7 protein-coding genes are annotated in these 11,931 nt (G+C 67.4%); 5 read left to right on the forward strand and 2 right to left on the reverse strand.

Annotated elements, in window-relative coordinates:
* Positions 1-3 precede the first annotated feature (3 nt).
* From ACZZZN_RS04585 to def, 3 genes are all read left to right on the forward strand, one after another.
* The gene (locus ACZZZN_RS04585) at positions 4-3,411 is read left to right on the forward strand and encodes a pyruvate carboxylase (RefSeq protein WP_463504026.1); all 3,408 of its coding nucleotides are present in this window, start codon (positions 4-6) and stop codon (positions 3,409-3,411) included.
* A gap of 70 nt (positions 3,412-3,481) precedes the next feature.
* Positions 3,482-5,251, forward strand: a complete 1,770-nt coding sequence (locus ACZZZN_RS04590; protein ID WP_463504027.1) for a MinD/ParA family ATP-binding protein — start codon at positions 3,482-3,484, stop codon at positions 5,249-5,251.
* Entirely contained in the window at positions 5,251-5,742 is a 492-nt protein-coding gene (gene def, locus ACZZZN_RS04595; RefSeq protein WP_463504028.1) for a peptide deformylase, read from the forward strand. Before ACZZZN_RS04590 ends, def begins: the two co-directional genes overlap by 1 nt.
* 58 nt (positions 5,743-5,800) lie before the next feature.
* Here def and ACZZZN_RS04600 read toward each other — a convergent pair whose 3' ends face one another.
* Complete coding sequence (locus ACZZZN_RS04600; protein WP_463504029.1) at positions 5,801-7,633, reverse strand: AMP-dependent synthetase/ligase; 1,833 nt, start codon at positions 7,631-7,633, stop codon at positions 5,801-5,803.
* Between the two features lie 151 nt (positions 7,634-7,784).
* On the opposite strand from ACZZZN_RS04600, the gene ACZZZN_RS04605 reads away from it, so the two are divergent.
* Positions 7,785-8,483 (forward strand): lysophospholipid acyltransferase family protein, encoded by a 699-nt coding sequence (locus ACZZZN_RS04605; RefSeq protein WP_463506548.1) that lies wholly within the window; start codon positions 7,785-7,787, stop codon positions 8,481-8,483.
* 37 nt (positions 8,484-8,520) lie between these two features.
* Positions 8,521-9,861 (forward strand): class II 3-deoxy-7-phosphoheptulonate synthase, encoded by a 1,341-nt coding sequence (locus ACZZZN_RS04610; RefSeq protein WP_463504030.1) that lies wholly within the window; start codon positions 8,521-8,523, stop codon positions 9,859-9,861.
* Positions 9,862-9,961: 100 nt separating this feature from the next.
* Here the strand turns inward: ACZZZN_RS04610 and pknB are convergent, their stop codons facing one another.
* Positions 9,962-11,908, reverse strand: coding sequence for a Stk1 family PASTA domain-containing Ser/Thr kinase (gene pknB / locus ACZZZN_RS04615; RefSeq protein ID WP_463504031.1), 1,947 nt, complete (start codon positions 11,906-11,908; stop codon positions 9,962-9,964).
* Positions 11,909-11,931: the final 23 nt, after the last annotated feature.

Consider the following 11,931-nt stretch of genomic DNA (forward strand, 5'->3'; position numbering starts at 1 on the left):
TGCATGTTCCAGAAGATCCTTGTGGCGAACCGCGGCGAGATCGCGATCCGCGCCTTCCGAGCGGCCTACGAGGTCGGAGCGAGAACCGTCGCGGTGTTCCCGCATGAGGATCGCGGGTCCGTCCACCGGCTCAAGGCCGACGAGGCCTACGAGATCGGGGAGCGGGGTCACCCCGTGCGTGCGTACCTCGACGTCGACGAGATCATCAGGGTGGCGAAGGAGGCCGGCGCCGACGCGATCTACCCCGGCTACGGGTTCCTCTCGGAGAACCCCGAGCTCGCTGAGAAGGCTGCAGCCAACGACATCGTCTTCATCGGGCCTCCGGCGAAGGTGCTCGAGATGGCCGGCAACAAGGTCGAGGCGAAGAGGCATGCGATCGAGGCCGGAGTTCCCGTGCTCCGCTCGACCGAGGCATCCGACGATGTCGAGACGCTCCTGGCTCAGGCTGACGACATCGGATTCCCGCTGTTCGCCAAGGCCGTGGCCGGCGGGGGCGGGCGCGGGATGCGGCGTGTGGGGAGTGCGGAGGAGCTCGCTCCCGCACTCGCAGAGGCGATGCGCGAGGCAGCGAGCGCGTTCGGCGACGCGAGGATGTTCCTCGAGCAGGCCGTCGTGCGGCCCCGCCACATCGAGGTGCAGATCCTCGCCGACAAGGCCGGCGAGACGGTGCACCTGTTCGAGCGTGACTGCTCGGTTCAGCGTCGGCACCAGAAGGTGGTCGAGATCGCCCCGGCGCCCAACCTCGACGACGGCATCCGCACGGCCCTGCACGGCTATGCGGTCGCGTTCGCCCGGTCGATCGGCTACGAGAATGCGGGAACAGTCGAGTTCCTTCTCGAGACGGCGGGGGAGCGCACCGGTGAGGTCGTGTTCATCGAGATGAATCCACGGATCCAGGTCGAGCACACCGTGACGGAGGAAGTCACCGATGTCGATCTGGTGCAGAGCCAGATGCGGATCGCGGCGGGGCAGACGCTCGCCGAGCTCGGGCTGCAGCAGGACGATCTGCACGTGCGAGGTGCCGCGCTGCAGTGTCGGATCACGACGGAGGATCCGACCCAGGGATTCCGTCCGGACACCGGCAAGATCACTACCTACCGTTCGCCGGGAGGGGCGGGAATCCGTCTCGATGGCGGCACCGTGCACCAAGGCGCCCAGATCAGTCCGCACTTCGACTCCATGCTCGCGAAGCTGACCTGCCGAGGCCGTGACTACCCGGCTGCCGTCGCCCGCGCGCGTCGGGCACTGGCGGAGTTCCGCATCCGCGGCGTCTCGACCAACATCCCGTTCCTGCAGGCGCTGCTCGACGACGACGCGTTCATCGCCGGTGACGTGAGCACGTCATTCATCGATGAGCGCCCGGAGCTGCTCAAGGGCCGCGAGTCGAAGGACCGCGGTACGAGGATCCTGAGCTGGCTGGTCGACGTCACCGTCAACAAGCCGCACGGAGCTCACCCCGGTGTCATCGATCCCCGCACGAAGCTGCCGTCGATCGATCTCGATGCGGCACCTGCTGCGGGGTCGCGGCAGCGTCTGCTCGAACTCGGTCCGGAGGCTTTCGCCAGGAACCTGCGTGAGCAGACCGCACTGGCGATCACCGACACCACTTTCCGTGACGCGCATCAGTCGTTGCTCGCGACCCGTGTGCGCACCAAGGATCTCGTCGCGGTGGCACCTCACATCGCACGGCTCACTCCGGGTCTGCTCTCCGTCGAGGCCTGGGGCGGAGCAACCTACGACGTCGCCCTGCGCTTCCTCGGCGAAGACCCCTGGGAACGCCTCGACAAGCTTCGCGCAGCACTGCCGAACGTCGCTATCCAGATGCTGCTGAGGGGCCGGAACACCGTCGGCTACACGCCGTACCCGACCGCGGTCACAGAGGCCTTCGTCCGCGAAGCCGCGGCGAGCGGTGTCGATATCTTCCGCATCTTCGACGCCCTGAACGACGTCGAGCAGATGCGACCGGCGATCGAAGCCGTGCGTGCCACGGGCACCTCGGTCGCCGAGGTCGCGCTCTGCTACACCGGTGATCTGCTCGATCCCGCAGAGAACCTCTACACGCTCGACTACTATCTCTACCTCGCAGACCAGATCGTGGCCGCGGGCGCACACATCATCGCGATCAAGGACATGGCGGGCCTCCTGCGCCCCGCCGCTGCGGCGAAGCTGGTCAGCGCGCTCCGCGACCGCTTCGACCTCCCTGTGCACCTCCACACCCACGACACCCCGGGCGGTCAGCTCGCGACGCTGCTCGCCGCGAGCGCAGTCGGAGTCGACGCGGTGGATGCCGCTTCGGCACCTCTGTCCGGCACGACCAGCCAGCCCTCGCTGTCGTCGCTCGTCGCAGCGCTCGCCCACACCGACCGAGACAGCGGCATCGACCTCGGCGCCGTGTCGGATCTCGAGCCGTACTGGGAGGCGGTGCGGCGTCAGTACTCGCCCTTCGAGTCAGGCCTGCCCGGGCCCACGGGACGCGTCTACCACCACGAGATTCCCGGGGGACAGCTGTCGAACCTGCGTCAGCAGGCCAAGGCGCTGGGGCTTGCAGATGATTTCGAGCTGATCGAGGACATGTATGCCGCGGCGGATCGGATTCTCGGACGTGTGCCGAAGGTGACGCCGTCGTCGAAGGTCGTGGGCGATCTCGCTCTGCACCTCGCGGCCGTCAAGGCGGACCCGGCCGACTTCGAGGCGAACCCGGAGAAGTACGACGTACCCGACTCCGTCGTCGGATTCATGGCGGGCGAGCTCGGAGAGCTGCCGGGCGGATGGCCGGAGCCGTTCCGTTCCAAGGTGCTGGCTGGTCGCACGGTGCGCACGGGTCTCACCGAGATCTCGGCCGACGATGAGGCAGCGCTCGCGAGCGACAGTGCAACGCGTCGCGCGCGCCTGAACGAGCTGCTGTTCCCCGCGCCGACGCGCGAGTTCATGCAGACGCGGGAGCAGTTCGGTGACGTCTCCGTGTTGGACACGAGCGACTACCTGTACGGGCTCGTACAGGGGCAGGAGCATCTCGTCGAGATCGACAGAGGCGTGCAGCTGTACGTCGGTCTCGAGGCCATCGGCGATGCGGATGAAAAGGGCATCCGCACGGTCATGACCACCCTCAACGGCCAGTTGCGCCCTGTCTTCGTCCGCGATCATGCCGTCGCGGTCGACGCCCACGAGGTCGAGAAGGCCGACACCTCTGTGCCCGGCCAGGTCGCCGCGCCGTTCTCCGGTGTGGTGACGCTCAAGGTCGACGTCGGAACCGCCGTCAGAGCAGGAGAGCCGGTCGCATCGATCGAGGCGATGAAGATGGAGGCGGCCATCACCGCATCCGTCGACGGAGTCATCGAGAGGCTTGCGATCGGCGCCACCCAGCAGGTCGATGCAGGCGACCTTTTGGTCGTCATCCGCCCGGCACACTAATCTTGTGCGGGCGCGGGTCGCGCACCGATCGATGCGCACCCGAGGCCCGCGCAAGGCTTGGAGTGACAAAGTGACCCCGAAGAAGAGGGCAGAATCGCCGGACGAAGAGTCCCGCGGAATGCTCGATGACGCCGCGTCGATGGACACGGCCGTGATCGGCATCCTCAGCGGCACCGCGCAGGTGAGCGTGCAACTGCCGAAGGATGACGACGACGATCTGGCTGACGACGGCGTCGTCGAAGGAGAGGTCATCGCCGACCTCGTCATCGACGAACCGGTCTCTGCGGCGAAGGCGGCCGAGATCGTCGCTTCCGCAGACCTTCCGAGCATCCCGATGGAGCCGATCATCATCGAGCTTCCGCCTGAGCCTGAGCCTGAGCCTGAGCCTGAGCCTGAGCCTGAGCCTGAGCCTGAGCCTGAGCCTGAGCCTGAGCCGGAGCCGGAGCCGGAGCCGGAGCCGGAACCCGAACCGGAACCCGAGCCCGAGCCGGAACCCGAGCCCGAGCCCGAACCGGAGCTCGAACCCGAGCCTGAACCCGAACCGGAACCCGAGCCGGAAGCGGAACCCGAGCCTGAGCCGGCACCGGAGCCCGAGCCCGAGCCCGTGGTCGTCACGCCTGCCCCCACAGCTCTGATCGAGGCAGACGCCGTGACCGAGGAGGCGGCCGCCGCGGCCGCGTTCGTCGCCCAGGCGAAGGCGGACGTCAGAACACGAGCCTCGATCCGTACCGGCGCGATCCCCACGGTGTCCGCTGCGCATACCGCGCCCGAGAAGAGGGAGGTCCCACGCGTGGACACGCCGAAGCCAGCCTCACAGGCGGCACGATCGACCCGTGCTGCCCGCCCCGACGCGAACCTGTCGTCGAAACGTCTCGGCGAGCTCGGCGACTCCTCTCGCGAGACCGCCGACCTGCTCACGGCGGACCGCCTGCTCGACCCGCATCGTGTGACGAAGCCCGAACCGGAGGGGGCATGGAGCCACTTCCTGTACACGATCTCCGGTCGCCGGATCAATATCGGTGACGGCAAGCGCGCGCGGGCACGCAAGGCACTGTCGGCGCGGATCTCGGCACCGCTCGTCGGAGGAGCACGCTTCGTGCCCGTGCTGTCGCGCAAGGGCGGCGTGGGAAAGACCACGATCACGGCCCTGCTGGGCATGGCGCTGGCTGATGCTCGCGACGACCGGGTGATCGCGGTGGATGCGAACCCCGACCGCGGGACCCTCGCCGATCGCGTCGAGCGACCTCAGCACTCGCGGTCGGTGCGCGACCTCGTGCGCATCCACGATGAGGTGCGCGGTTATCACGACATCTCTGCGATCGTCGCGCGTGATGCGACCCGGCTGGACGTGCTCGCTTCCGACTCCGACCCTCGCATCGCAGAGGCGTTCAGCGACAGCGACTATCGCGACGTCGCCGGTGTCGCAGCCCACTATTACTCGCTCGTGCTCACCGACACGGGAACAGGGATCGTCCACTCCGTGATGTCGGCGACGCTGGATCTCGCCGATCAGATCGTCATCGTCTCCGGTCTCAGCGTCGACGAGGCGCGGCTCGCGTCCGAGACGCTGACCTGGCTGGAGACGAACGGCTACGCCGAGCAGGCCAGAGAGGCGGTGGTCGTGCTCAACCAGTCCACCCCCGGTGCTCCGTTGGTGCGCCTGAACGAGCTCGAGGCGCACTTCCGTACGCGCGCGGCGCATGTGGTGCGCATGCCCTACGACTCGCAGATCGCCGGAGGAGGCACGATCGTGTTCGCGAATCTGCAGCTCGAGACACGGGTCGCCGCGCGAGAGCTGGCAGCTCTCCTCGTCGAGGGCCTTCGGGCCAAGGGCGCCTGATGTCGGTTCGCGAGATCCGCGTCTTCGGCGACCCCGTGTTGCGGACCGTGTGCACGCCCATCGAGAACATCGACGACGGAGTCCGTGCCCTCGTCACCGACCTGGTCGACACCGTCGAGCTTCCCGGACGCGCCGGCGTCGCTGCACCCCAGATCGGTGTGGCATTGCGTGCGTTCAGCTACAACATCGACGGTGACATCGGCTACATCATCAACCCCGTGTTGACCGAGGTCCGGGGCGAGCCCGTGCCGACGGGGGAGGGATGCCTGTCCGTCCCCGGCTTGTGGCACGACGCCCTCCGTCATCCGTGGGCACGGGTTGAAGGGATCGACCTCGACGGAGCGCCCGTGGTGCTGGAGGGCGACGGACTCCTCGCCCAGGCGCTGCAGCACGAGACCGATCACCTCGACGGCAAGCTCTATCTGACCCGGCTCGACGCCGAGACCCGCAAGCGGGCGATGCGAGAGGTCCGCGAGAGCTCCTGGTTCTGAACGTGACAGAAGGAAAGGGCCCCGCCGAGGCGGGGCCCTTTCGTCGTGTCACAGTCGGTCAGCCGCCGATAGCGACGTTGGTCGTCGACACCGGCTCGTCGTAGATCGCGGCGACCTCGTCGGCGAAGTCCTTCATGATCACATTGCGCTTGATCGACAGCTTCGGCGTCAGATGACCTGAGGCTTCGGTCCACTCGGTGTCGAGGATCGAGAACTTGCGGATCGACTCCGCGCGCGAGACGTGCGAGTTGGCGACGTCGACAGCCCGCTGGATCTCAGCGCGGACGGCGTCGTTCTTCGCCGCCTGCGCCAGGGTCATGTCTTTGTCGAGTCCGTTGTTCGCGAGCCATGTCGGCAGCATCTCGGAGTCGAGCGTGATCAGCGCCGAGATGAACGGGCGCTGATCGCCGACGACGACGACCTGACCGATGATCGGGTTGGCGCGGATCGGGTCCTCGAGCGCGGCCGGGGCGACGTTCTTGCCGCCCGCCGTGACGATGATCTCCTTCTTGCGGCCGGTGATCGTGAGGAACCCCTCGGAGTCGAAGCTGCCGATGTCGCCGGTGTGGAACCAGCCACCGTCGCTGAAGGCCTCAGCAGTCGCCTCGGGGTTGTTCCAGTACTCCTTGAAGACGTTGATGCCGCGCACCTCGATCTCGCCGTCGTCGGCGAGTCGTACTCCGACTCCCGGGAGAGCGGGGCCGACGGTTCCGATCTTCGACTTGTCGGCGAGGTTGACCGTGGCCGGCGCAGTCGTCTCCGTGAGTCCGTAGCCCTCGAGGATCACGACACCGAGGCTGTGGAAGAAGTGCCCCAGGCGGGCGCCCAGCGGGGCGGAGCCGGAGACCGCATAGACGATTCGGCCGCCCATCGCCTCCCGCAGCTTGCCGTAGACGAGCTTGTTGAAGAGGGCGAACTTGAGTTTCATCCCGAACGGGATGCTCTTGCCGGCCTCGAGGAGCTTCGAGTGCTCGATCGCCACATCGGCGGCGGCCCGGAAGATCTTGCCCTTGCCACCCGCCTCGGCCTTCTGCTCCGCGGAGTTGTAGACCTTCTCGAAGACGCGCGGCACGGCCAGCAGGAAGGTCGGCTTGAAGGAGCCGAGCGCGGGGAGCAGCTGGCGAGTGTCGGGCTGGTGCCCGGTGCGGACGCCGGCATGCACGTTGAGGATGGAGATGAAGCGCGCGAACACGTGGGCGGTCGTGATGAAGAGCAGCGTCGAGGAGCCCGGCGTCTGAACCACCGCGTCGAGTGCCTTGCCGGAGTTCCGTGACAGTTCGACGAAGTTGCTGTGCGTGAGGACGCAGCCCTTCGGGCGCCCCGTGGATCCCGACGTGTAGATGAGGGTCGCGATGTCGGAACCGACGGCGATGCTGCGGAGCCGGTCGATCTCGGCGTCGGGGATCGAGACTCCCTGCGCGGTCAGGGCGCTGATCGCGCCGAGGTGCAGCTGCCAGGTCTCGCGGATGAGCGGGAGGTCTCCGCGCACCTCGTCGACCCGAGCGAAGTGCTCGGGGGATTCGACGATCAGCGCGATGGCACCCGAGTCCTCGACAATCCACTGGATCTGCGTGGGGGAGCTGGTCTCGTAGATCGGTACCATCACCGCGCCCGCGTAGAAGAGTGCGAAATCGACGAGCGTCCAGTCGTACGTGGTGCGGGCGAGGAAGCCGACCTTCTCGCCGGGCTGGATGCCGGCAGCGACGAAGCCCTTGGCCAGAGCGATCACGGCCGTCTGGAAGTCGGCGGCAGAGATGTCACGCCACCCGTCGCCCTCGGGCACGGAGAAGAGCGCGCGATCAGGGGTCGCCTCCACGCGCTTCACGAGCAGATCTGCGATGTTGCCTTCGGGGTCGGCGGGGACGACGGCGGGGACTTCAAACTGGACCACGGCAGCTCCTTCGGTACCGGTCGGGCACGGGGTTGCACACGAGTCTAGGGCATGACACTCAGTCGCATCGCAGATGGCACTGAGTCGCGCGATCGAAGTGTTCTCCTCGCCGCGCCGGCAGACGTCGGTCGCGGGGATAGACTTCACCTCGATGTTCTACTGGCTGATGAAGTACGTCGTGATCGGCCCCGTGGTCAAGGCGATCTTCCGCCCCTGGGTCGTGGGCCGAGCGAACGTGCCCGCGAGCGGTGCGGCGATCCTCGCCAGCAACCACCTGTCGTTCGCCGACTCCATCTTCCTCCCGCTGATGATCGACCGATCGATGTCCTTCCTCGCCAAGAGCGACTACTTCACCGGGCGGGGCATCAAGGGATGGGCGACGAAGTTCTTCATGAAGGCGACGGGGCAGATCCCGATCGACCGCTCGGGCGGTAAAGCGTCCGAAGCGTCGCTGAACACCGGGCTCCAGGTGCTCGGCAGTGGCGATCTGCTCGGCATCTACCCTGAGGGCACGCGCAGCCCCGACGGAAAGCTCTACCGTGGGCGCACCGGACTCGCGCGCATGGCGCTCGAGGCGAAGGTCCCCGTCATCCCCGTCATCATGGTCGACACCGACACGGCTATGCCGATCGGTCAGCGACTCCCTCGAGTGGTTCGCGTCGGGATCGTCATCGGCGAGCCGCTCGACTTCTCCCGGTACGCGGGGATGGAGAACGATCGCTACATCCTCAGATCCGTCACCGACGAGATCATGGTGGCGTTGCAGCGGCTGGGGGAGCAGGAGTACGACGACGTCTACGCGTCGACCGTGAAGGACCGTCTCCCGGTGCGCGTCACACGGCGCCCGTAGGGCATCCGGCGTCAGTCGCGAGCACTAGGCTGGACTCATGCTCCAGCACCACATCGACGCGCTAGATGCGTGGCGCTCGCTCCCGATCAAGCAGCAGCCTCAGTGGGGTGACGCCGAGCGCGTCGCCGAGGTCTCCGCTCAGATCGCAGCGATGCCGCCCCTGGTGTTCGCCGGCGAGGTCGACAACCTCCGCGATCGCCTGGCTCGGGCGGCATCCGGGCAGGCGTTCCTGCTCCAGGGTGGCGACTGCGCCGAGACGTTCGCCGGCGCCACCGCCGACCAGATCCGCAATCGGATCAAGACCGTGCTCCAGATGGCGGTCGTGCTCACCTATGGCGCTTCGATGCCCATCGTGAAGATGGGGCGCATGGCGGGGCAGTTCGCGAAGCCGCGGTCGAGCGACACCGAGACACGCGGCGACGTCACGCTGCCGGCCTACCGTGGCGACATCGTCAACGGATACGACTTCACCGAGGGATCGCGCCGCGCGGACCCTGGTCGCCTGCTGCAGGGATACCACACGGCTGCGTCGACCCTGAACCTCATCCGTGCGTTCACGCAGGGAGGTTTCGCCGACCTTCGCGAGGTGCACTCGTGGAACAAGGGCTTCGCGCAGAACCCGGCGAACCAGCGCTACGAGCGCATGGCAGCCGAGATCGATCGTGCGATCAAGTTCATGGAGGCCGCCGGCGCGGACTTCGACGAGCTCAAGCGCGTCGAGTTCTTCACCGGGCACGAGGGTCTGCTGATGGACTACGAGCGCCCGATGACCCGTATCGACTCCCGCACGGACACGCCCTTCAACACGTCGGCGCACTTCCTGTGGATCGGCGAGCGCACCCGCGAGCTCGACGGCGCGCACGTCGACTACTTCTCGAAGATCCGCAACCCGATCGGCGTCAAGCTCGGTCCCACGACGACCCCCGAGACCGCGCTCGCGCTCATCGACAAGCTCGACCCGAACCGCGAGCCCGGACGCCTGACGTTCATCACCCGTATGGGGGCGGGCAAGATCCGCGACGCCCTGCCTCCGCTGCTCGAGGCCGTGCGCGACTCCGGCGCTCAGCCCCTCTGGGTCACCGATCCCATGCACGGCAACGGCATCACGACGCCGACCGGGTACAAGACCCGTCGATTCGACGACGTGGTCGACGAGGTGCGCGGGTTCTTCGAGGCGCACCGCGCGGCGGGCACCTTCCCCGGTGGTATCCACGTGGAGCTCACCGGCGATGATGTGACGGAGTGCCTCGGCGGCTCGGAGCACATCGACGAGGCCGCGCTCGCGACGCGCTACGAGAGCCTGTGCGACCCGCGTCTGAACCACATGCAGTCCCTCGAGCTGGCGTTCCTCGTGGCTGAGGAGCTCGAGAAGCGCTGACCCTCGCAGGCTGACGCACAGAGCCGCCCTCTCCGGATCGGGGAGGGCGGCTCTGTGCGTCAGCTGAGAGGTGACACTGTGCGCGGCGGCGCGTCGGATCTCAGCCGGAGAGCTGGATGGACAGCTTGACGTTTCCGCCTCGCGGCAGCTGCTTGTCGGCACCAGGATCCTGTCCGGTGACGCGAGCGAGCTCCGCGAAGCCGGGCAGGTCGCCCCAGGCGGCGTAGCTCGCTGTGAAGCCGGCATTCTCGAGGATGCGTTTGGCCTCGATCAGCGTCTCATCGGACACATCGGGCACGGGGAACAGCTCCGGTCCCTTGGACACGATGAGCGTCACCGTGTCACCCGGCCGGCGGTTGCCCTCCTCGGCGCGGTCCTGCACACCGATCACGATGTCCTTGTCGACATCGTCGCTGAAGCGGTAGTCGATCTCGCCCGCGACGGCGACCTGCTGGGCGGCGAGAGTGCTGGTCGCTTCGTCGACCGACATGCCCGCGACGTCGGGGAAGGCACCGGCCGAGACATAGAGCTCGACAGAGTCGTCTTCGAGGAGATCGCAGCCGTCGCCGCATCCGTAGACCTCGGCGCCGTCACGAGGGGTCACGAACGCGTTGATGACGCGCCCGGCCTCGGCATCCGAGAAGAGGATGAGAGGGTTCTCCGCCACGTTCACGTCGATGTCAGCCAGATAATCGCGTGCTTCCTGCTCCGTCTTGCCGTTGAGTGCCTCGACGGAGTGCGATGCAGGACCCACGGAGACGATCACCGTGATCTCGGTGCCCTGGTCGAGGCGGGCTCCTTCGTCGGGGTCGGTGCGGATCGTCACGTCGCGTGCGACGTCGATGGAGTTCTCTTCGCCGCGCACAGGCACGAATCCTTCAGCGGTCAGCGCAGCCGCTGCATCGTCGTACGACTGTCCGGCAACCGCGGGTACCGCGATCAATGAGCCGGGACCGGATCCGAACCACCAGCCGACTCCGCCGGCGACGGTGGCCAACAGCAGCACCAGTGTCAGAAGGAAGGCTCCGCGTGCGCGGCGCTTCGATGACCGCCGCCGCAGCAGCGTCGCGTTGTCCACTGCCTCGGTCGCGGGAGCGGAGGGGCTCGGCAGCACCATCGTGCTGGGCATGACCTTGGTGAGATCCGCCGAGTCGGACTGTGCGCGCTGCGGAGCTGTCGCTGCCGCGACCGCGGGCGCGATTCCGAGGCCGCGCTCGATCTCTCGCAGGCGCTCCAGCATCTGCCCTGCATCGTCCGGACGCTCGTCGGGGGACTTCTCGGTCGCCCACAGCACGAGTTCGTCCAGCTGCTCCGGCACCCCGGGATTGCGCACACTGGGGCGCGGTACCGACTCGGTCGCGTGCTGGAAGGCGATCTGCATGGGCTGCTCGCCCTTGTAGGGCTGCTCACCCACGAGCATCTCGTAGAGCATGATGCCGAGGGCATAGATGTCGCTGCGCGCATCTGCAGTGCCGCGGGTCACGAGCTCGGGTGCGAGGTACGCGATCGTCCCGAGGAGCTGCTGACCGGTGGCCGTGTTGGCGGTGGTGGCCCGCGCGAGGCCGAAGTCGCCGATCTTGATGCGTCCGTCTTCAGCGAGCAGCACGTTCTCGGGCTTCACGTCGCGGTGGACGATTCCTGCGCGGTGCGCTGCCGAGAGCCCGGCGAGCACGGCATCCATGATCGTGATCGTCTGCGGCACCGTGAGTCGCTTCTGCTCGCGCAGGAGCTCGCGCAGTGTGATGCCGGGCAGATACTCCATGACCAGATAGGCGAGCTCGCCGTCCTGGCCCTGGTCGAAGACATTGACGACGTGCGGATCAGCGAGTCGGGCCGCCGCACGTGCCTCCTGGATGAAGCGGCTCTGGAACGCGGAATCGTCGCTCAGGTGCGCGTGCATGACCTTGAGCGCGATGCGGCGCTCGAGGCGCAGGTCGGTCGCGACATAGACCGTGGCCATCCCGCCGCGCGCGATGCGGGCGCGTACCCGGTACCGACCGTCGACGAGCCGCCCGATGAGGGGGTCGGCCTGCTGATTGGTCGTCACGTCAAGATTCTATTGATGACTGC

The organism is Microbacterium sp. AC145, assembly GCF_979258505.1.

Coding starts and splice junctions, on each gene's coding strand:
- ACZZZN_RS04585 (WP_463504026.1), top strand. CDS start 4: ATGTTCCAGAAGATCCTTGTGGCGAACCGCGGCGAGATCGCGATCCGC.
- def (WP_463504028.1), top strand. CDS start 5,251: ATGTCGGTTCGCGAGATCCGCGTCTTCGGCGACCCCGTGTTGCGGACC.
- ACZZZN_RS04605 (WP_463506548.1), top strand. CDS start 7,785: ATGTTCTACTGGCTGATGAAGTACGTCGTGATCGGCCCCGTGGTCAAG.
- ACZZZN_RS04610 (WP_463504030.1), top strand. CDS start 8,521: ATGCTCCAGCACCACATCGACGCGCTAGATGCGTGGCGCTCGCTCCCG.